Consider the following 24,051-nt stretch of genomic DNA (forward strand, 5'->3'; position numbering starts at 1 on the left):
TGAATCTAATTTTTTATAATAATGAAAACATTGAGATATATAACTAATAAATTGGCATTGGTGCTGACAGGAGTTTTACTCCTGTCCGGCATGGCAGCCTGCGATGACAAAGATGACAACACAAGTATAAAAGTGAACCGCATGATGGTAACGGATGTACCGGATGAAGTAATTTCTTTGATAGAAGGCGACACTTGGAATACGAAAGTCACTACATTGCCCGAAGGTGCGATAGATGCTGATGAATATACATACCGGTACACTACCGGAAACGACAAAGTATTCACCGTCGATGAAAATGGGGTGATTACTGCTACCGGAATAGGTGAATCCGTGCTAACCGTATGGTCTGTTAACAACACAGATATGTGGACTACTTGCCTCGTGAAAGTGGAAAAACGCATTTATCCGGTTACCTCCATCACCATTCCCGAAAAGTATCAGAAGTACTATATGGGCGTAGAATCTACTTTCAATTTAGGTGGTGTAGTGACTGTAAACCCGGACAATGCAACTACTCCTGATGTAGTTTATTCATCTTCCGACGCCATGATTGCAGAAGTAAATGAGTATGGCGAAGTGTATACCAAAGCTTTAGGAGATGTTACAATCACTGTAAAAGCCGTGGATGGAAGCAATGTAAGCGCAACTTGTGAGGTTTATGTACGTGATATTGATCACTCGAGCTTATTGGATCGCACCAACTGGACCGTAACTACCTCTCATGACTATTTCTCTGACGGAGTAATAAATGGCGCTCCCGAATGTTTGATCGATGACGACGAAAAGAGTTGTCTGGCTCTGGTTAAACCAGGAAAGCTTACAATCGGTAAAGATGAATCCGTATTCTTTGTAATCGACATGCAGACCCCGCAAAATTTCGACTTCTTTGTATTGCGTCACCGTACTTATCAAAATACAAGCGCTAACCTCCGTGTAACAAAAGTATCCGTTTATGGAAGTAATGACGGAGAAAACTATACGGAAGTTATAAAAGAAGCTCCAATAGCCACCGCAGCTACAATTAGTAGTGTAACTGTCGATCTACCTGAAAATGTAAGTTACCGTTACTTCAAATTAACCTACGATGGATGGAGTAATAGCGGTAATACAATCCAAATCTCAGATTTCAATATTGGTAATAAGAAATTTATGGACTATACTCCCGAAGACCATTCGCCTGAAGAATAACCTCGGGAGGAAAATCCCCCTCCAATGAACTTCAAGGGTGGTGTCAACCCATTGCCCACCCTTGAATATTCAATCAATGATTAAGGGAATGAGTAGGCTTAAATCTTTTAAGCCAAGGTTCTTATTGCACTTCATCGTTAACTTATAATTTAAAAAAATATGAATCTAAAACATTTAGTATTTCTTTTGTTGCTGTTCGTCTGTGTTAATTTATCCGCACAGACTAAGGAGAAGCAGATTACTATCAGTTTCTCGAACATACCACTGTCTGAAGCTATGGCTCGCATAGAGAAAGCAAGCGGATATACCTTCTTCTATGATGCAAAACAGACTGACATCAAGCAGACGGTCAGTTTAAATGCGAAAAAAGAACTTATTTCTGAAGCCTTGAAGAAAATGTTTTCCAAGACAAACTTGAATTTCGAGGTAACAAGTACTCAAATCGCTTTGTTCCCTAAAAAAGAGGTAAAACAGGTAGGACACCCAATCAATATTCAAGGAAAAGTAGTAGATGAGACTGGTGAACCAATCATTGGAGCCAATGTCGTAGAAGAAGGAACCACTAACGGAGTAATTACCGACTTAGACGGTAACTATACTTTGATGGCTCCTGCCGGTGCAAACTTGAAGATTTCCTATATCGGATATGCTACACAAGTAGTGAAAGCCGGTCGCAGTACAATCGTAAAAATGGCAGAAGACTCCAAAACATTGGAAGAAGTGGTAGTAGTAGGTTACGGTACCATGAAGAAGAAAGACTTGACCGGTGCAGTAGCCTCACTGAAAGGAAGTGATTTGGAAAAAGAACAGCCCAGAACTATTCAGGATATGCTTCGTACAGGAGTAGCCGGTTTGTCAGTAGGTATTGAGACTGATACAAAAGGAAATTCAAGCATGATGATCCGCGGTAAGAATAACTTACGTGCAACAGATAATGACAAGAGTTCTTTGGAACCATTAATCGTACTGGATGGCGTTATCTATTCCGGACAGATGACGGATATCAACCCGAATGACATCGAACAAATAGATATTTTGAAAGATGCCAGCTCAACAGCCGTATATGGTGCAAAAGCAGCCAATGGCGTTGTTTTGATCACTACCAAAAAAGGAACGGGCTCTAAGAAACCGGTTATCAACTTCAGTGGTACATGGGGACTCTCAATGGTAAATTCATTGCCTGACGTATATGAAGGAGAAGATTTCATCAACTTCCGTCGAGATGTGGAATTGAGCAAAGATCCTACAAAAGCTGCACAAGGATACTTCAACAATCCGGCATATATGACCAATACTGAATTGGCAGCATGGATGGGAAACTCCAAAGGAGATCCCACTAAAGAATATCTGACCCGTCTTGAGCTGACCAGTACGGAAGTTGCCAACTATCTGGCAGGCAGAACTGTAGACTGGAGAGATGTAATTTATCAAGATGTAGCTCTTCGTCAGGACTATACAGTAAGTGTAGCTGGCAAAAAAGATGAAATGTCTTATTACTCTTCCGTCAATTACCTGAAAAATGAAAGTAACGTTCACGGTGCAGGCTATAGTGCCATTCGTGCCCGTATTAACCTTGAGAACAAAGTACAGTCTTTCCTCACCTATGGTGTAAACGCACAGTTTACTTCACGTGATGAAGGCTATACTGGAAACGACACTGGCTATTATTCTTCTCTTTCTCCTTATGGAAGTATTTACGAAGAAGATGGAACAACACTCAAATATTATCCTACGGGCAATAATAACCAAATCAACCCATTGGTAACACCAGCTTACACAGCCAAACGCAATGATATTGAGAACCTGAATGCTTCTATCTATATGAAGATTAACTTACCGCTTGGATTCTCTATACAAACGACTTACTCTCCACGTTTTGAATGGACTAACTACCTCTATCAGAAGTCGGCAGACCATCCGAGTGCAGGTTCACAAAACGGACGTGCAGAACGTAAACAGACTAAAGATTTTTACTGGCAGTGGGATAATATGCTGAAATGGAACAAAGTTTTTGGCAAGCACTCCTTCGATTTCACTTTCCTTGCCAACTGGGAAAAATTCCAACGCTGGCAAGACGAGATGACCAATGAAGACTTCCAACCAACTGATGACTTGGGTTATGGCGGTATTGGTTTCGGTACCACTCCAAAGATAGAAAGTAACGATATTTATCGCACCGGCGATGCCTATATGGGACGTTTACACTATGTATACGATCAACGCTATCTAATCACAGCCACTGTACGTCGTGACGGTTACTCTGCTTTCGGTTTGGCAAATCCGCGTGCCACTTTCCCGGCTGTTGCTTTGGGTTGGGTATTCTCCGAAGAAAAATGGTTAAACATGCCGGAATGGTTTGAATATGGTAAGCTTCGCCTTTCCTGGGGTAAAAACGGTAATCGTGCCGTCGATACTTATGCCGCTTTCATGCAACTGTCTCCCCGTAAATATTTGTATGTTGATCCGGCAACAGGTAAACTTATTACAATCAACACATTCTATGCTATGACAATGGCAAATCCCAATCTGAAATGGGAATCTACTGTTTCTTGGAATGCCGGTTTGGACTTCACTTTACTGAAAGGTCGCCTGAACGGTAGTTTAGATGTATACAAGAAGATCACAAAAGATCTGTTGGTAAGCCGTGAACTGCCCAATCTTATCGGATACTCTACAGTAATGTCAAATATTGGTGAAGTGCAGAACCACGGTGTTGAATTATCATTAAACTCTACCAATATCAAAATGAAGAATCTGACATGGCGCACTTCATTCAGCTTTGCTTACAACAAAAACAAGATCACGCATCTGTATGGCATCATGGAAGACATCAAAGATGAAGCTGGAAATGTGATCGGACAAAAAGAAGCCGATGATATCAAGAATAAGCGTTTCATCGGTCATGATATTGACGAGATTTGGGATTACAAAGTAGTTGGTATCTGGCAGGAAGAAGATCGCGAAGAAGCAGCCAAATACGGTCAGCAACCGGGTGATGTTCATTTGCTCGATGTAGACGGTAACGGATCATATACCAATGAAGACAAAGTGTTCCAAGGCACAAAAACTCCACGTTTCCGTTGGAACATGCGTAATGAATTTACCTTGTTCAAGAACCTGACTTTCTCTTTCAGCATGTACTCTTATTTAGGACATAAGCAGACATTAGGACGTTTCACGAATGACAATGCGCTGCTAAACGTAACGAACCAAATCAAACGCGAATACTGGACACCGGAGAACCGTAACAACGAATATCCTCGTCTGGCAAGCAAGAAGCCGAGTGGCGTTACTTATGCCATTTATAAAAATGCTTCTTTCCTGCGTTTCGACAATATCTCATTGGGATACTCTTTCCCAAAAAGGTTGATCGAACCCTTGAAGATTCAGGCACTCAACATCAATGCAACCATGAAAAATGCGGGATATATCTCCAACTGGCCTGGTTACGACCCGGAAAACAGTGATAAAAACACCCCAAGAATCATTTATTTTGGAATTAACTTGACTTTATAATACCCGAAGAAATATGAGACTAATCAATAATAAAGCAGGTATAGCCTGCATCATTGGATTTTCGATGTTAGCCAGTAGCTGTTCAGACTGGTTGGATCCCAAACCGCTGTCATTCTATACACCGGAAAACTCGTTTATCAATTATAACGGTTTGAAGACAGGAACCGATATGTTGAATCGCGACGTACGCTATTTTGACTTCTACCCCACTTCCGGTTCGGCAGACCCTTGTATCCTTTCCGAATACTTTTTCTCGGATATGAGTGTCAACGGACGTACAGATGCTGCCAACTCTCCGCAAGATTTGATTCGCCAGATCACTCCGAGCGCTTCATTGACAGGAAATGCCAGTCAGATTAATAACTTCTGGACATACCTTTACAAAGGTATTAAAGATGCAAATACTCTGCTGACCCGTTCAAAAACTGCAAAATTCGATAACGAACAGCAACGCTTGGAAATTGAAGGTCTGGCCTGCTTCCACCGCGCTTTCCGTTACTATCGCTTAGTAAACCAGTTTGGCGACATCCCGTTCATTACAGAGGAAGTTACTGCTCCCCGTTACGATTTCTACACTACTAAGCGTGAAGCTATTTTGCGCTATCTGAAGAAAGATCTGGAACGTACTGCTCCTGCCCTGTCCAATCAAGTATATATCGGCATGGTAACTCAGGCTGCTGCTTACCACCTGTTGACTAAAATTAACTTGGCTTTGGGTGAATTCGATGATGCTATCGAATCAGCCAATAAGGTGATTAATGACGGTGTGCATAGCCTGATGACCCAACGTTTCGGAGTAGACAAAGCAGATCCTACCAAAAATGTAGTTTGGGATTTACATCAGTCAGCTAACAAATCATTACCGGAAAATAAAGAGGTACTTTATATGGTACTCGACCGTTATGATGCCGGAGAAGATGTTCGTTCTGCTGCCGGATTGGAAATTAAACGCCAAGTATTGCCTTGGTACTCTAAAGATGGAGAAATAAAAACCCCGGACGGTAAAAACGGATTCACTGATAATAATGCAACAAAGAATCCTTACCTCGAAGAGTACGGACGCGGTGTATGTACTGCTCGTTCCACTTGGTATCATACTCATATGATCTGGACACCCGATAATACTGATTTACGTCATGCCAAAGGTAACTGGATCGAAATGACCGACTTGGTTTACAACAATCCGGAGTTAGAGAAAAGCAAATCTCCATGGTATGGAAAACCCCTGCAATTCAGAGACGACCAAGGCAATATATTGGTGAACGATACCATCCGTGACTGGGTGGGATGGCCACACTATAAAACCAATATCGCTGACCAGAAAGATAGCTGGTGGCGTGGTGGATGGGCCGACTGGTACGTCTTCCGTTTGGCAGAAACCTATCTGTTAAGAGCAGAAGCTTATGTTTGGAAAGGTGGAATGGACAATCTCCAGAAAGCTGCTGACGATGTAAACGAAGTACGTCGCAGAGCACAGGCATCTGAGTTTACAGCTAATGACATGACCATCCGTACTATATTGGACGAGAGAGCTCGTGAACTCTACTACGAGGAACCTCGTAAAACGGAGTTAACCCGTATCGCTTTCATCTATGCCAAGACAGGAAAAGTTGACGACAAAGGACGTACATACGATATGGAGCACTTTACCGAAAAGAATTTCTTTTATGATCACATCATGGACGTTACCGAATTCTATAATAAGGGCGTGAAGACTTCTGCAGGAAACTATTACACAATGGCTCCGCATCATGTATTGTGGCCAATTGCATTAAATGCCATTTCGACAAATGTGCAAGGACATATCAATCAAACTCCTGGATATACCGGTTCAGAAAACAATATAGAACCGCTGGATATCTCGTTTGATGAATAAACTATAAAAATCTATCTCTCTATGAATATTTAACCAGAATATCCTCGCGTCTCTTTTGTCGACCGGCATCAGGTCGCAGAGGATATTCTTTTTACACAAGTTTGTTAACGACACTTTAAATTCTCTTATAAATTTAACTTATTATGAAACACTTACTTACTACTCTTTCATTAGGGGCTTTGCTGCTTATGGGTGGGCCTACTACCGTACAAGCAGAGAAAGTCACCGTGCCATTAACAGAAGATGGTGCATGGTCTTTTAACTCTCAACCCAGTGCCGTTTATTACAACGGAAAAACTTATTTTACCTGGATTAGTTCCAGTAAAGCATTAATTGTTGCGTCTTACGATCACACAACAGGAGAAACCAAAGAAAAGGTTGTATCTACCGGTTATTCGGATGATTTCTCGTCTCCTGCTATTACAGTGAGAGGAAATGGACAGTTACTACTTTTCAGTTCAGACAATAAGAAAGAAAATGGCTTCTATAGTTGGTATTCCACCAATGCGGAAGACATTACAGAGTGGTCCAGTTCTCAAAAACAGACTGGATATGGAATCAGCTCCACTACTCCTCACATGATGGGAAATGATCTGGTCGTATTCTGGCGTTCAAAAAACAATATAGGTTACTCTCTCTTTACAAATGTAGCCGATAAAACCGGAAATTTACCTGCAGTTAAAACAAGAGCAGGATTTATCGGCTCTGATATCGGAAATGCATACGCAAAACGCGACGAAGTTCCACAAATGCGTACTTGCCAAGCTGCAGATGGCACTATACACATGGTGGTTACACACTTAGGTACTGGCCTGACTTATAAAAACAGCACGGTACATTATCTGAAGATTAATAAAAATGCCACAGGAGACAAATTAGAATTCAAAAAGGCGGATGGTACAGCGATTTCCGGTATGAATGTCACCGAGTCTAAAAGTAGTGAACTGGATGTTATTGCCAAAGGAGAGGATACCAACAAGGTATGGGCGTATGATATTGCACTCGATGCCAGCGGTAATCCGGTAGTATTGTACGATGCTTTCACAGCCGCAGAAGATGGTACTACAACAGGACACACCTACTATTATGCCCGCTGGAATGGAACTGCATGGGAAAGTACAGCAATTACCACCGGAGACGGAGTGCCTATGAGCGAATACAAAGCGGTTGAAGGAAATATTTTTAAAGCCAAATCCTACCAAGCCGGAGGTATCTGTTTCGGAGCAAATGATTTGAATACCGTTTACCTGTCAAAGAAGGCAGCCGAAGGTACTTTCGAAATCTACCGTTACGAAACCACAGATAATGGTGCTACCTGGGCAGAGAAGGAGGTCATTACTTCGGGAACTCCTGCAGGCGAACTGAATATCCGCCCGATAGCCATTAAAGATGCTCCTGCTGATGTATTCTGGATGCAGGGTATGTATGACAATCCTACTAACTATAAAACTTCCATCTCCTGTGCCGGAGAAGGAGTAGCAACTACCGGCATCTTCTTTGGACAGGACTCTTATGAATTCGTAGCCAACGAAACGACGAACCTTGACGTAAGATTTGCTCCTCTATTCGCTACAGACAAAGAGTATACGCTCGAATCAAGCAATACGGGAGTGGTAGAAATTACCGCAGATGGTAAAGTGCTTTGTAAAGCTACCGGTGAAGCAACAATCACAGCCAAATTGAAGAACAATGCTTCTGTAAGTACCACTTGCAAGGTTACAGTATTGGGAGAATCCGTCTATAAGACTTTCATCAATCGTATTATTACGGATGTTGTTGCAAGTAAAATCTCCACTATTGACCAACTCGATAAAAACGTAGCTTCTTATCTGACACAATTGCAAGACGACGGTTCATTCCCTGATATAGACTATGCATCTGATGCTCGCACAGACTGGCCGCCAATGCAACATCTTGACAGACTGCTCGCTATGGGATTGGCTTATACCCAAACCGAAAGCAAGTATTATGGCAATGATGAGCTGAAAGCTAAGATGGACTTAATGCTTACCTACTGGCATAGCAAACAGCCAAGTTCCAACAACTGGTATCAGAATCAAATCGGTGAACCGCAACGTATGGGACAGTACCTGATTGTTATGCAGAACTTAGGCAAAGAGAAAATCTCTGAAGACCTGTTCAATAAATCTATCGCCCGCTTGAAAAATAAAGGCGGAAGCCCCAGTTCTCAGACAGGAGCAAACCGTGTGGACGTAGCTTTGCACTGGATGTATCGCGCTTGCCTGACAGAAGATGACGACCTGATGCGTGAAGCAATGGATCAGATCTACTCTACCATTGAATATACTACTGGTGCAGAAGGTATCCAGTATGATAACTCATTTACTCAACACGGACACCAATTACATATCGGCGCATACGGTGATGTATTCCTGGATGGTATCACCAAGGCTTGCAGCTATGCAGCCGGCACTCGTTTTACAGTAACCGGACAACAGCTGGACATCCTGAGCAGTCTGGTAAATACGTATATAGGTACCATTCGTGGTGGATATATGTCATATAACGTAATCGGCCGTTCTTCTACCCGCCCCGGTGCAACCAAGAAGGGAACAGGCATCATCGAACGCATGATCGCATTAGATCCTGCCAATACCGATAAATATGAGAAAACCATCGCACGTATCAACGGAACTCAGCAACCGTCTTATGGCTTGGAACCCCGAAGCACACATTTCTTCCGTGGTGACTACACACTCCACCAGCGTCCGGAGTATACAGTAGACTTGCGCTTGGTTTCTACCCGTACGGCACGCAATGAATATTTGAAGGACAACGGCGAAGGTATCAAGCAGTACTTCATGTCGGATGGTTCTACCGCAATCATGGTAAAAGGAAACGAATACTATAACATCTTCCCGGTATGGAATTATGCGAAAGTACCTGGTGTAACTTGTCCGGAATTCACAGAAATACCGCAAGCCAGCACTTATATCAAGATGGGACAATCGGCATTTGCAGGTGGTGTTACAGACAGCCTGTGCAGTGTATCTGCTTACAAGTACATAGACAATGAATTTAATATAAACTCGTCGGCTAATAAGGCATGGTTCTTCTTCGACAAAGAGATTGTTTGTCTGGGCAACAGCATCAAGTCTGCTTCTGAATTCCAGGTGAACACAACTGTCAACCAGTGTTTGCTGGATGGCGATGTAGTGGTTTCTTCCAATGGTAGCGAATCTACCTTGCAGGCAGGAGATTACAATTACGAGGATAATCTGGACTGGGCATTCCACGGAAACGTAGGTTACTATTTCCCGCAGAAGGGCAAATTGCAACTGAACGCAGGTGAAAGAACCGGTAACTGGTATGACATCAACACCAACTATGCCGATGAAACAGTGAAGAACAATGTCTTTACTTTATCTTTCAACCATGGCACTCAACCAACTGACGGATCATATGCTTATATCATCGTTCCGGGCATCAGCAAGGATGATGCAAAGGCTTATAAGAGCGATAACGTCGAGATCATCATCAACACTGACTCTGTACAGGCTGTTTATCACAAAGAATTGAAAATGTACGGATTAGTATTCTACAAATCAGCAGGTTTCAGCAAACATGGCTTGACAGTGGAAGCTGACGCGGGCTGCGTAGTATTGGTGAAGGATGCCGATAAAGCAGAAACAGTAGTATATATCTCCGATCCGACAAATGGTAGCAGCCCGATCAACTTAGGCATCGAAACTCCGGCAGTGAAAGGCAGACGTCTTGTTACTTATCAGAGTGAAGCTCCTTATCAAGGCCGTTCTATGAAGTTCGTGGTGAATGAAAACACACCTGCCTCAACCGGTAGAGATGTTTTGGCAGACCGTTCTGCATGGACCATTACTACTTCTTTGGCAGGCCCGGCAGATGCAACTGTAGGAGGAGACGATCCTAAGAATATGATTGACGACAGTACCGTAACATCCTTCTTGTTTGTGAAACCGGGAAAGACTTTCTCTGGTATCGTAGCACCGGCAGATTATATTCCTTCGTTCACGATTGATATGCAGACTCCGCAGGAAATGGAATATTTCGTTTATCGCCACCGTGATTATAGCAATACTACAACAGGTCTGAGAGCCAATCGCATATCTTTCTATGGCAAGAACAATGAAGCGGATGAATTCACTCCCGTCCTGGAGAATATAACCCTGGATACTTCTGTAGCCGAAAATAAGATATTGTTGCCTAATAAAGTATCTTTCCGTTATATCAAAGTAACGATTACAGATTACGACAAAATTAACAGCAGCACCATCCAGGTTTCTGACTTTAACATCGGTAAGAAAACACTGATGGATATCCCGGAAAGCGGTGACCCGACTGGCATTACAGAAGTAAAAGCCGGCAACAGCGACTTTGCCGTATCAGTTTATCCGAATCCGGTGAAACAAGGAGAACAGGTACAGATCATCGCAGGTAATACTCAGGGTATCGAATTCAAGTTGTATGATACAACAGGTAACGTTCGGGCACAGGGTAATACCACAACGATTGATACAAACAATCTGTCACAAGGCATTTATATCCTGCATGTGATAGATAAAGCTGCCGGTCAGAGAGCCACAGCTAAGTTTATAGTACATTAATTCTTTCTTTTCAGATATCCGCAACAGCCTCCTTCCCCCAAAGGAGGTGTTGCGGATTTTTTTATACGCTAACACCCTCTATTTATGAAGAAAAACATATATGTATCAGGACTGCTCCTCCTATTCTCCTTAGGATGTAATGTAACAGTCGCCAACGGTAACCATACTCCTCCCAGCTACACAGACGTTGAAAGCCAGGTGAAACGGGTGGCAAGCTGGCAGATAGATAACTTCCGCTATTCGGCTTCAGGAAACCTGCACGACAATGGCATAGCCTCCTGGGCACATTCAGTATTATACATCGGCCTGTCCGAGTGGGCGACACTGAGAGAAGAAGAGAGCGGGGCCTATTGGGAGTGGTTGTCCGGTATCGGCACCCAAAGCAACTGGAAAATGAATGGCATTTATCCTTATCATGCAGATGAGTTCTGCATCGGTCAGTTCTTCGCTACCATGTATGGCAAACACAAACAAGATAAGATGATTGCCGGAACCCTGGAGCGTATGGAACGGGTGATGTCCGATACCCGTAATACTTCTATGAGCTACCGGAACAAGGAGGCATGGACGTGGTGTGATGCCCTGTTTATGGCACCGCCCTTGTATGCCCGGATGAGTGTTTTAAAGAATGATACCCGCTATTTTGAATTCATGGACAAAGAGTTCAGAAAAACCTACGACTACTTATTCGATAAAACCGAAAAGCTGTTTTATAGAGACGACAGCTATTTCAACAAGACGGAAGCCAACGGCAAAAAGGTATTTTGGGGCAGAGGTAACGGCTGGGCAATAGCCGGAATCGCCAATATTCTGAAATCACTGCCTGCGAATTCCGAATACAGAAATTATTACGAAAGTATCTTCCGTTCATTGGCACAAAGCCTCATCAAGTTGCAGGATGGAAAAGGAGCATGGCATGCCAGCTTACTGGACCCGGACAGCTATCCGGCACCCGAAACAAGTTGTACGGCTCTCATTACGTATGCCCTGATTTACGGACTGAACAACGGGCTGCTGACACAACAGGAAGCGTATGAACCTGCAATAAAAGCATGGAATGTATTGTGTGAAGCGATACACGAAAATGGAAAATTAGGCTGGGTACAACCTATCGGGCAGGACCCGAAGAATGTAACCAAAGATATGACAGCTACTTTCGGCGTAGGAGCTTTTTTACTGGCAGCTACCGAAATGTATAAGCTGACAAAAGGAGGCGGCACGGGGATAGAGGAAGAAGAAACGGACGAAGATCTCCTTTCCTACCCGGAAACAAGAGTTACCATCTACAATGAACAGGGAGTCAAAGTAGCTAACGAGTTATTGGGAGATCGTACTTGCCAAGCAATCATACAAAAGAATAATCTACCCAACGGACTGTATGTGATAGTTCTACGGAATGGTGATAAAAGGAAAGTCATCAAATACTTATACTGATCAATAATGAATCGAATCTATTTACGATTAGACGATGTACGATGTACGATTGGAATTACCCTTTTAAAAGCCTGTTTTTCAGCGATGCTAGAGACAGAGTAATTCCAATCGTACATCGTCTAATCGTAAATAGATCCAGTTTTGAACTTAATAACGTTTGTCATTGCTATCTATCTCTTTCTCCGGTATTGATAAAGCTCTATCTCGTAGAGTAACGTAGGAAGCCTCGGTGTGTAACATTGTTTTAGATGTACATGTAAAGCAGTACGACATGTGCATGTGGGACAGTACGACATGTGCATCTCATGCTGCTTTACATGTACATCTAAAACAAGACTGCACACCGGGGAAAGAAACGTTCCTTTCTGAGAAAGACAAAGTACAACACCGGATAACGGTAACAATGCCGTCTACGGATACTTCCTCCATCGAAAAGATAGGATCATAATCTTCGTCACTGTACGGTTTTGAGTGTATTTCACCACAGAGTAACACGGAGTTCCACAGAGTTTAAATCTTTTTTGAAACGCAGATTTTCGCAAAGGGAAACAAATCTAAGATAAAGAACTACAATCTTTTAATCTGTGTTTATGTGTTAATCCGCGTTTCATCAGATAAATAATACTTTGTGAAACTCTGTGCTACTCTGTGGTGAGTTCAGTTCATGTCCGATCAGTAATGAATCAATGAAAATTAAAGATACCAACATAGGGTAAACGCCATTTTTAGTGTCTAAAAAGAAAGTGGGTAGTAATACTAAATGATAGTCCCACAGTTAAAGTAGAATCATTAATTAAATCAATTTCATGAAAAAAGGTTTTATGGTCCTTGTTGCCTATCTGATCGGAACTGTAGCATCGGCACAGGTACCTTTCACAAAGGCAGCCACCAAAGAAGTGATGAAAAGAGTAGCCGATTGGCAGATAGCCAATCCCAACAACGGAGCTGAGCACGACGACTTGGACTGGACGCACGCAGCCCTCTACATGGGCATGATAGACTGGGCAGAAATAGCTGAACAGGAAGACGGTAACGATACCTACTACAAGTGGTTATTGAAAATAGGGCGGAAGAATCATTTCCAGGTAGGAAAATGGATGTACCACGCCGATTTCATTGCGGTGGGGCAACCCTTTATCGACTTATACAAGAAGTACAAACAGGAGAAAATGATCATGCCGGTAATGGCCCGCGCCAACTGGGTGGTAGAATATCCTGCCAAAACAACCCTGGAACTGGATTACGGAAAGTTAGAGACACTGGACCGCTGGGCATGGTGCGATGCCCTTTTCATGGCACCTCCCGTATATGCCAAACTCTATGCCCTCACGGGAGAGAAAAAATACATAAAGTTCATGAATAAAGAATACAAGGCTACTTACGACTACCTTTTCGATAAAGAGGAAAACTTATTTTACCGTGACCGCCGCTACTTCGGAAAAAAAGAAGCTAACGGAAAGAAGGTTTTCTGGGGACGTGGTAACGGTTGGGTACTCGGAGGTCTTGCCGAAATACTCCAGGCACTCCCTAAAAAAGACAAGAATCGTGACTTTTATGCAAAATTATTTGTTACTTTGTGCACACGTGTAGCAGAGTTACAGAGTCCGGATGGGTACTGGCATGCCAGCCTGCTCGACCCGGCTTCTTACCCTTCGCCCGAAACCAGTGCCACCGGCTTTATTGTCTATGCCCTGGCATATGGAGTGAACGAGGGATTGCTGGATAAAAACACCTTCGCGCCTGTTATCACAAAAGGTTGGCAGGCTATGCTGGATGCCGTAGCACCGGACGGCAAATTAGGTTATGTACAACCCATCGGAGCAGATCCGCGCAAAGTAACCCGCGATATGACCGAAGTGTACGGAGTCGGTGCATTTTTGTTGGCCGGCAATCAAATTTACAAGATGGCAAACTAATAATCATACTATACAGTGAAGAAACATATTTATATCTATTTATTGCTCATCGCTTGCTTATGCAGCTACACGTCTCTCTTGCACGCCCGTGAGACAATAAGTTTCAATCAAGGCTGGCTATTCAAAAAAGGCCCTTTTTCAAGTGAACCGGCAAAGGTTGTCTCCCAATGGAATTCCAAATGGGAGGAAGTGGAAATTCCCCACACCTGGAATGCTAAAGACATGCAGGTAAAAGTGAACTCCTTTTACGAAGGAACAGGATACTATAAAAAGAACTATTATGCGGACAAGAGTTTGCAGGGCAAACGAGTATTCTTACGATTTGAAGGAGTAGGAACCTGTACCGAAGTTTATGTAAACGGAAAACTGGTAGGTACACACAAAGGTGCGTATTCCGCTTTCGCCACAGAGATAGGAACAGCTCTAAAATATGGTGAAGATAACGAGATTCTTGTAAAAACTGATAATACGGCCCGCCCGGATGTTATCCCGGTCAATCACAGTCTTTTTGGAGTATATGGAGGCATGTATCGCCCCGTGTGGCTGATCGTTACGGAACAAAGTAACATAACAGTTATGGATTGTGCTTCGCCCGGTGTCTATATCACACAAAAAAATGTATCGCATCAATCGGCAGATATTACCGTAAAAGTGAAACTGGACAATGGTTGTCTGAAACCGGAATCTTTGGTACTTCAAAATACAATTTACACACAGGAGGGAAAGAAAGTAGCTTCTGACGATCAAGCCATTGAGCTTACTCCGCAAGGAACTCAAAGTTATTGCACTACTTTTAAACTCAAGAAACCTCATTTATGGCAAGGACGCAAAGACCCTTATTTATACAAAGTTGTTTCCCGTCTGTTGGCCGATGGTAAAGTGATTGATGAAGTGACCCAGCCATTGGGAGTACGCAAATACGAGATTATAGCCGGCAAAGGTTTCTATCTGAACGGAGAGAAATATCCGATGTATGGAGTGACAAGACATCAGGACTGGTGGGGCCTGGGAAGTGCTCTTAAAAATGAGCAACACGATTTTGACCTGGCTACTATCATGGATGTAGGAGCTACAACTGTTCGTTTTGCCCACTACCAACAATCCGATTATCTCTATTCCCGTTGTGATAGTCTTGGATTGATTATCTGGGCCGAAATACCTTTCGTTAATCGTGTAACCGGCTATGAAGCAGAAAACGCACAGACGCAATTGCGCGAACTGATCAGGCAGAGTTTCAATCATCCTTCCATTTACGTATGGGGACTCCATAATGAAGTATACCAACCACATGAATATACGGCTTCATTAACACAAGCCTTACATGATTTGGCTAAAACGGAAGATCCCGACAGGTATACAGTCTCAGTAAACGGATATGGGCATGCAGAACATCCTGTAAACCAAAACGCCGACATACAGGGGATGAACCGTTATTTCGGTTGGTACGAAAAGAAGGTTCAGGACATTAAGCCCTGGATAGAAAATATGGAAAAAGAGTATCCCTGGCAAAAGCTAATGCTTACGGAATACGGAGCAGATGCCAATATCGAGCACCAAACCGAATATTTAGGAGATGCCCTGAACTGGACCAAACCCTTCTATCCGGAAACCTTCCAGACAAAAACACACGAATATCAATGGAGCGTGATAGCCGAACATCCATCTATCATTGCTTCTTACCTTTGGAATACGTTTGATTTCGCTGTCCCGATGTGGGGACGCGGCGGAGTACCTGCACGTAATTTAAAAGGACTGGTTACTTTTGACCGGAAAATAAAAAAAGATTCTTACTTTTGGTACAAAGCTAATTGGAGTAAAGATCCGGTGCTGTATCTTACACAACGCAGAAACACCGAACGAGAGAAAAAAGTAACTTCCGTTACTATATATTCCAATATAGGTACTCCGAAAGTATATCTTAACGGTCAAGAGTTGAATGGCATACGAAAAGGATATACAGACGTACATTACGTCTTTGACGAAGTGACCTTGAATAATGGTAAAAATACATTAACAGCTATCGTCCGGTATAAAGGCAAAGAATACAAAGACGAGATTAAATGGAACTATACCGGTGAGAAAAAACGGGAAGCAGACTCCTATGTCAACAAAAGTGTACATGCCGGCTGGTAATACACAAAGTATCAAACTTGTTTTGACACATTTTTAAACTATAAATTATATATCATGAAAGGATTAAAGTTTTTATTATTGGGTGTCTGTGTAGCTTTTGCCGCATGCTCTGCCCAGTCACCATCCGTACAAGTATCGGACAAAGGAACCCACTGGAGCTGGGATAAAGGAACAATTGTAGTGGAGACTCCGGAACGCCCCGCAGGACAGACCAGTGTAATCGGGCTGACTACTCCGAAAATGGATGTCGTTCGCGTTGGTTTTGTAGGATTGGGCATGCGTGGCCCTGGTGCAGTAGAGCGTTTCACCCACATTCCGGGTACACAGATTGTAGCCCTTTGTGATTACGAACAGGAACGTGCTGAAAAATGTCAGCAATATCTGAAAAAAGCTTCTATGCCTAAAGCGGCTGTTTACTCGGGTGAAAAAGGATACGAAGAGTTGTGTAAACGTGACGATATAGACCTGGTTTATATTGCTACCGACTGGTTACACCACTTCCCTGTTGCTATCTGTGCTATGGAAAACGGTAAAAATGTAGCCATTGAAGTTCCTTCGGCTATGAATCTGGAAGAGTGCTGGGCATTGATTGACATGTCAGAAAAGACACGCAAGCACTGCATGATTCTGGAAAACTGCTGTTATGACTGGTTTGAAATGAATACATTGAATATGGCTCAACAAGGAGTATTCGGAGAAGTTCTCCGCGCCCAGGGTGCTTATATTCATAATCTGGAGCCATTCTGGGATCATTATTGGAAGAACGGAGAAGCTGATAAGTTAGGTTGGCGTCTGGATTATAATATGAAACACCGGGGTGATGTATACGCTACTCATGGCCTTGGCCCTGTAGCCCAGGCACTGGATATACACCGTGGAGACCGTATGAAAACACTGGTTGCCATGGATACCAAATCGGCAGTAGGCAAAGCACTGGTAGAAGAAAGAACCGGTGAGACCTGCAACAACTTCCGCAATGGTGACCACACTACAACACTCATCCGTACAGAGAATGGAAAAGTGATCGAAATACAGCACAATGTAATGACTCCGCAACCTTACAACCGTTTATATCAGCTTACGGGAACCAAAGGCTTTGCTAATAAATACCCGGTACAGGGTTATGCACTGGATGCCAAGCAAATGAGTGCTTCGGGAGTAGAACCCAAAGTGGACGATCTTAGTTCTCATAGCTTCCTGCCCAAAGATGAGATGGGTGCTTTAGTAGAGAAATACCAGCATCCTATTCTGAAGAAATATGGCGAAATGGCTAAAGAAGTAGGTGGACATGGCGGTATGGACTTCATCATGGACAGCCGTCTGGTATACTGTCTGCAAAATGGCTTGCCACTGGATATGGACGTATATGATATGGCAGAATGGTGTTGCCTGGCAGAACTGGGAGAATTGTCTATGGACAACAATTGTGCTGCAGTGGCTTTCCCTGACTTTACCCGTGGCGAATGGAATAAAGTACAAGGTTACAAGCACGCTTATGCCAGCCCTGAAGACGAAGCCGCCACTATGGAAAAGGCCAAAGCTTTCACAGAAAAACTGAAAGAACAGGGAGCCAAAGAGTGGGCTGAAGAGAAATAAAAGGAGTTTGTAGCTTCTAATCATAAAGAGAGCCATCTTCAATCTGTCGGACAGGTTGGAGATGGCTCTTCTTTTAATCGATAAGCATTACAAATACAAAAGATACACTAAGTATATTCTACCGTAGAGTATTCAGTAACCCGCTACAGGCATCTTCAAGCACATCAATCACATACTCAAAACCTTCAGCACCTCCATAATACGGATCGGGAACGTGATCGGCAGGAATACGGGTACAATATTCCGTCATGCGATGAATTTTCTTCTGCTCTTCCGGACCCGGGGCACGCTCTTTCAAATCATCAATGTTCCGGTCGTCCATTCCGATAATAAGATCGAAATCATAAAAATCTTCAGTACGTACCGGACGGGAACGGTGAACCAGATTATAACCACGACGGGCAGCATGAGCACGCATCCGGCTATCCGGCAACTCTCCCTGATGATAAGATAAAATGCCGGCAGAGTCTATCACAAACTCCTTTTCCAGACCAGCTTCTTTCAGAAGATGCAACATCACCCCTTCGGCTGTAGAGGAGCGGCATATATTACCGAGGCAAACAAACAATATTTTCTTCATAAATTCAGCAAGTTTAATTGATTAAGAGACAAGGGAACAAGAAACTGCGTCTATTTTTATGGTACACCATACTCCCACACTACAATGAGTTCAAAATCTCATTCGCCCTATTTACAGTTACAGCAGCAGGTGTCTCCGGGAAATCAGTCAGACGGAAAGCAGACAACATTTTCTCTATCTTTTTCCAGCCTGCTTTATTACCTTTCTCTAAAAATTCTTTACGCAGTAAAGTTATCTTTTCATGTGCCTGAATCCCTTCAACCAGCTTTTCGAACCGGATAGAACTACGCGCACCGGGATATACCAGATACGTATCCCCTCCTGCCCAGGTACGGAAACGAGAGTCGAGCAAGGGTTCGAGCGGCCAACTATTGTATGCCCAACGCAGATAACCATTCAAATGTTTCTGTGCTGAATAGAAACTCATCCAAGCAGCCTCGGCCGGATCAGAAAAGGTAAATGTATTGGGATAAGCCTCAGCACAAGAGGTATAATAAGTGGTCGGTTTATTCTCCGAAGCGCGGCGCATACGCACATCTACCGGAAACTCCTGTCCGATACTGATACAGTAATCATAAAGAGCCGGTTCAATCTCTGCATGATAATTACCTGCCAAAGATACTTTGAACTCCGGATCGGCTTTGCGAATCACTGCCAATGTCTTTTGCATCACTTCCATCGGACGTTCATCCATAGCAATCGTACAAATATCAAACCATCCTTTTTCCCGTAAATGTTTCGAAAAGGAAGATAACATAGCCACCCACATCTCTTCGTACTCTTTTTCTCCGGGAGCTGTCTTCACCGCTTGCAGCGTATTGGAAGCCTGGTCAAAATATTGAAATGAGAGTTCCCAGGGTACCATTGAATAACAATTTATCTGCCGGTTGATACCCGTACTCATCATAAACTCTACCCAACGGTCGAACACTGTATAATCAAAACTCCAGGTACCATCCGCTTTTTTCATCCAAGTCACCATTGTTTCAAAGAAATCTTCTGTCTGTCCGTTCCAGGGTTTGTGCATTATACTGGCAGTAATAATCTTCTGGCCGGCATCTGCCAACATCTTCATCAACGGCCGCATGGCATCCAGATGTTCCTGACTCCAAAGCGGTACCTGATAATAACGGGCCACAGCAAACGGATTTTGCCAAAGATCGAGATGGTAAGCCCATTGGGAAGGAACAGGCAATACCCGGTTGGACACCTGAATTTCTAACCGAAGCTTACCCAACAATTGTTCACCATCTTTAATCAGTAAATCTCCTTTATAAACTCCGGGAGCTACCGATTGCGGTATCTGACATTTTACCCAAACAGGTTGTGTAGACATTGGCAGAAGTTGCATATCCTGTATGGTATGATCTATTGGATCTGCCACCAATAAAGAATCAAATAAAGAATGATCGGGGCGATATCCGCAACCACCTTTCTTATCCTTATTCAGTTCATCCGTCATTACATAACGGACAAAGCCAAGGTTGCAGGCATCAGCAGGAATCAGGTCACCTTTGTTATTCTTCAAATCAGTGAGACTGCAATTCAACTCTTTTACCTCTCTACCTGTCCATACAACAGCCTGCGCATTTACTCTTTCACCACGCCAGGCACGCAACCGAAGGGTGTTTTGCTGTTTTAACCCCGGCACAGCATGTTTTGCATAATGTACATCTGTGGTTCCCCAGGAAGTGTGCGGAGATTTAACCGCAACCCATTCCTGCGCCGAGGGCTGCACCGGGTCCGGCAACTCTATATAAGAATTCACCGGGTAAGGAGCTTGCCCGGTCGGCACTCCACACTGGGTTGTTCCTTGCTGAGCAAAGGAGATTCCCGTGCCCAACATACAAGAAAATAAAAATACCGTAATTCGCTTCATAGTTTCTATTCTAAGGATAAATAAATATATAAATCTACATAGGATCGACATCGTAGTACACGATTAGTGATTTGAAACGCTCATCTTCAATCATTTCCCGCTGTACTTGCAGGAGTAACTCCCGCGCACGGCTCATAGGAGCATTATACTCTATCTTCACAACGATCTTCTTTATAAAAAAAGTCTGAATACGCCCCACCGGAGGTTTATCCGGGCCTAACACCCGTGCCCCGAATACCGAACGTAATTTCCCTGCCATTACATCAGCAGTTTGTTCCAGCATTGCTTCATTCCGGTTTTTCAGGTATACATAGACCAACCGGTAATAAGGAGGATAATGGAACATCTGTCTTTCGGCAAGCTGCCCGTCTACCATTTGTTCATAATCATTTGCCATCACCTGTGAGATAATAGGATGATCTATACTTTTGGTCTGCAATACAACACGGCCTTGCTTATTTCTTCTTCCGGCACGTCCGGACACTTGCGCCATCAACTGAAAAGCCCGTTCATAGGAACGAAAATCCGGATAATTCAACATAGTATCGGCATTCAGAATTCCCACCACACTGACATGATCAAAATCCAATCCCTTAGACACCATCTGTGTACCGATAAGAATATCCGTTTTTCCCTGTTCAAAGTCGGCAATAATCTTTTCATAAGCAGAACGGGTACGAGTGGTATCCAAATCCATACGCGCCACAGCTGCCTGGGGAAAAGCTATTTTTATATCATCTTCTATCTTCTCCGTACCAAATCCTCTATTGACCAGCTCTGTTCCATCACAGGCAGGACAGGAACGGGGCAACTGATAAGTATACCCACAATAATGGCAAGTCAGCTGATTGATACCTTTATGATAAGTCAGACTGACATCACAATTCTTACACTTAGGTACCCAGCCACAAGTGCGGCATTCAATCATCGGAGCAAACCCACGACGGTTCTGAAACAGAATAACCTGCTCTTTTTGCTCCAGTGCCTCACGTATGTATTGAAGAAGCAACGGAGAGAATTGCCCTACCATCCGCTTCTTACGATGCAATTCCTTTATATCAACGGGAATAATCTCCGGTAACCTGATTTCTTTATATCGCTCTTTCAACTCAACCAAACCGTATTTGCCAGTAGTAGCATTATACCAGGTTTCCACAGAAGGAGTAGCAGTACCCAATAAAACTTTCGCACCATACAAAGAGGACAAGACAATTGCCGTATTACGGGCATGGTAACGAGGTGCAGGGTCTTGCTGTTTATAGGTATTCTCATGTTCTTCATCCACTATCACCAACCCGAGGTTGCGAAATGGAAGAAAAACCGAAGAACGTACTCCCAATATTATATCATATCCTTCAGTACCCAATTGCTTTTGCCAGATTTCCACACGTTCCGCATCCGGAAACTTTGAATGGTAAATCCCCAAACGAGCTCCAAATACCCGTTTCAAGCGTTCGGTAATCTGAGTAGTAAGTGCTATTTCCGGCAACAGATACAGTACCTGTTTCCCCTGTCGGATCATTTCATTAATCAAATGAATATATACTTCTGTCTTTCCACTGGAAGTAACACCATGCAGCAAACAGACATTCTTATCCCGAAACCGCTCTGTTATCTCATCATATGCACGCTGTTGGTGTTCATTCAACGGATTGAGAGATACCACATCGTTGACCTGAACATTCAAACGCCCGATTTCATAAGGGTAGACCTCAAAGATCTTCTTCTCCACCAATCCATTCAGCACAGCGGGAGAAACACCGGAACGTTCCAGCAATTCTTTCTTAGACACCTCTCTCACAGGAGCATTACCTAAGACTCCCGAAAGCTCTACATATTTCATCAACAAGGCCAACTGCTTGGGCGCCCGGGAGAGAATGTCAAACAGAATATGCAGACGTCTTTCATCGGGAACACCTGCCAGACGAACACGAACCTCGATTTTGGGTTTATAAGTTCGTCGAAGTTCCTCCTTCACAAAAAGAGCCTCTTTATCAAGCAAAGATTTAATAACAGTAAGAATGTTTTTAATACCACTCTCCTTCTCCAGCTTGGTGACGCATTGCTCCGGTTCTTTAGACAATAAATCAAGAATGAGTTGCTCTTTCTCAGACAAACGTCCTTCCGCCTCAAAATCCGGATTATACTCTACAATTGTCTCGCTCTCGAGTTTAAGCCCTGAGGGCAGAGCAGCTTTGTAAACATCTCCCTGCGTACAGAGATAGTAATCCGCCAACCACTCCCAGAATTTAAACTGCACCGGCAGTAAAACAGGATCAGTATCAAGTATAGCAGATATTTCTTTTACTTCATACTCAACAGGGGCATAAAAATGTACATTACAAACAATAGCTGTATAAAACTTCTTCCGTCCGAAAGGAACCACAACCCGACACCCCGGCTGAATATTTTCCGCACCCTCATCGGGGAGAGAATACGTAAAGCTCCGGGGAAGCGGCAGTGGCAATATGACATCAACATATTTTTTCATTACGAGGACAAAGATAATGCAAACCGGGAGCAGAATAAAATGAACCCGTTCCTTTTTTATGCCAAGATGCAGTTTATCTCCGCTTTGGAGCAGAGATACAAAGCAGAGAAACGTATGAAAAGTGAGTTAAAGGGCTCAATTGACTACTTTAAACAAAAACGCGGATTAACGCAAATTTACACAGATTAAACATACTATCTGCGTAAATTTGCGTTAATCCGCGTTATATAATAATAGCTATTTTAGAAAAGATAAGCAGCAGAAATCTGCCAAGTCTTGGTTTTATAACTATCTGCTTTAAAGACACTATCAAAACCATCTTTCCATGTTATATCACCTGATTTTCCTAAAGGAATGTTATAGTTAAAACCTATCTGCAAATGCTTAATTAACTTCAAGCCGGCACCTACATTGACACCTACCATTGCACGTCTCTTGTCATAACCATTTTCATTGCCTTTGAAATCAAAATAAAAATCAGGACCTGCAGCGAGATAAATTCCCAGCAAACTTCCCAAACCTATATTATACTTCAGATTCACAGGAATATCCAATCCATATTGCTTTACAGCGTCGTTATCAGCCTTAATACCTTTCTGAGAGAACAACAGCGAACCATCGATTCCCAGTCCTACAACAGGAATTGTAAATTCAGCCATCGGGCCGATAAAGAAACCTGCCATATTATCTGATTTCAGAAGTTTATCATCAAAAGTCACTTTCGCAACATTCACACCACCTTTAACACCCCACTTAAGTTGTGCCTGAGCAGGCATAGCCATACCTATACATACAGCTACCAATAATGCACTTATAATTCTTTTCATAATCAAATTGT

At 43.1% G+C, this 24,051-nt stretch carries 12 protein-coding genes; 8 read left to right on the forward strand and 4 right to left on the reverse strand.

Going from position 1 to position 24,051, the window contains the following annotated elements; all coding sequences use genetic code 11:
* Positions 1-21 precede the first annotated feature (21 nt).
* The 8 genes from K8P02_RS16155 (at position 22) to K8P02_RS16190 (ending at position 18,263) form a co-directional block, all read left to right on the forward strand.
* The gene (locus K8P02_RS16155; protein WP_025867432.1) at positions 22-1,191 is read left to right on the forward strand and encodes a discoidin domain-containing protein; all 1,170 of its coding nucleotides are present in this window, start codon (positions 22-24) and stop codon (positions 1,189-1,191) included.
* 159 nt (positions 1,192-1,350) lie between these two features.
* Complete coding sequence (locus tag K8P02_RS16160) at positions 1,351-4,707, forward strand: TonB-dependent receptor (protein ID WP_223381526.1); 3,357 nt, start codon at positions 1,351-1,353, stop codon at positions 4,705-4,707.
* Between the two features lie 13 nt (positions 4,708-4,720).
* The gene (locus K8P02_RS16165) at positions 4,721-6,583 is read left to right on the forward strand and encodes a RagB/SusD family nutrient uptake outer membrane protein (protein WP_025867433.1); all 1,863 of its coding nucleotides are present in this window, start codon (positions 4,721-4,723) and stop codon (positions 6,581-6,583) included.
* A gap of 143 nt (positions 6,584-6,726) precedes the next feature.
* Positions 6,727-11,184: a polysaccharide lyase family 8 super-sandwich domain-containing protein gene (locus K8P02_RS16170; protein ID WP_025867434.1), complete on the forward strand. Its 4,458-nt coding sequence runs from the start codon at positions 6,727-6,729 to the stop codon at positions 11,182-11,184.
* An 84-nt stretch (positions 11,185-11,268) separates the two neighbouring features.
* On the forward strand, positions 11,269-12,618 hold the full coding sequence (locus K8P02_RS16175) for a glycoside hydrolase family 88 protein (protein ID WP_025867435.1): 1,350 nt from the start codon (positions 11,269-11,271) through the stop codon (positions 12,616-12,618).
* Positions 12,619-13,439: 821 nt separating this feature from the next.
* Positions 13,440-14,534, forward strand: a complete 1,095-nt coding sequence (locus K8P02_RS16180; protein WP_002558106.1) for a glycoside hydrolase family 88/105 protein — start codon at positions 13,440-13,442, stop codon at positions 14,532-14,534.
* A 42-nt stretch (positions 14,535-14,576) separates the two neighbouring features.
* Positions 14,577-16,667 (forward strand): glycoside hydrolase family 2 protein, encoded by a 2,091-nt coding sequence (locus K8P02_RS16185; RefSeq protein ID WP_226812804.1) that lies wholly within the window; start codon positions 14,577-14,579, stop codon positions 16,665-16,667.
* Between the two features lie 54 nt (positions 16,668-16,721).
* Positions 16,722-18,263, forward strand: a complete 1,542-nt coding sequence (locus K8P02_RS16190) for a Gfo/Idh/MocA family protein (protein WP_025867436.1) — start codon at positions 16,722-16,724, stop codon at positions 18,261-18,263.
* 118 nt (positions 18,264-18,381) lie between these two features.
* Here K8P02_RS16190 and K8P02_RS16195 read toward each other — a convergent pair whose 3' ends face one another.
* From K8P02_RS16195 to K8P02_RS16210, 4 genes are all read right to left on the reverse strand, one after another.
* A complete protein-coding gene (locus K8P02_RS16195) occupies positions 18,382-18,843 on the reverse strand; it encodes a low molecular weight protein-tyrosine-phosphatase (protein ID WP_002558109.1) in 462 nt (153 codons plus the stop codon).
* A gap of 79 nt (positions 18,844-18,922) precedes the next feature.
* The gene (locus K8P02_RS16200) at positions 18,923-20,722 is read right to left on the reverse strand and encodes a DUF4091 domain-containing protein (protein WP_025867437.1); all 1,800 of its coding nucleotides are present in this window, start codon (positions 20,720-20,722) and stop codon (positions 18,923-18,925) included.
* A 34-nt stretch (positions 20,723-20,756) separates the two neighbouring features.
* Positions 20,757-23,213, reverse strand: a complete 2,457-nt coding sequence (priA, locus tag K8P02_RS16205) for a replication restart helicase PriA (RefSeq protein ID WP_025867438.1) — start codon at positions 23,211-23,213, stop codon at positions 20,757-20,759.
* A 242-nt stretch (positions 23,214-23,455) separates the two neighbouring features.
* Positions 23,456-24,040, reverse strand: a complete 585-nt coding sequence (locus K8P02_RS16210) for a porin family protein (RefSeq protein WP_025867439.1) — start codon at positions 24,038-24,040, stop codon at positions 23,456-23,458.
* Between the last annotated feature and the right edge of the window lie 11 nt (positions 24,041-24,051).

The sequence above is a fragment of the Bacteroides nordii genome (assembly GCF_019930665.1).
GTDB lineage: Bacteria > Bacteroidota > Bacteroidia > Bacteroidales > Bacteroidaceae > Bacteroides > Bacteroides nordii.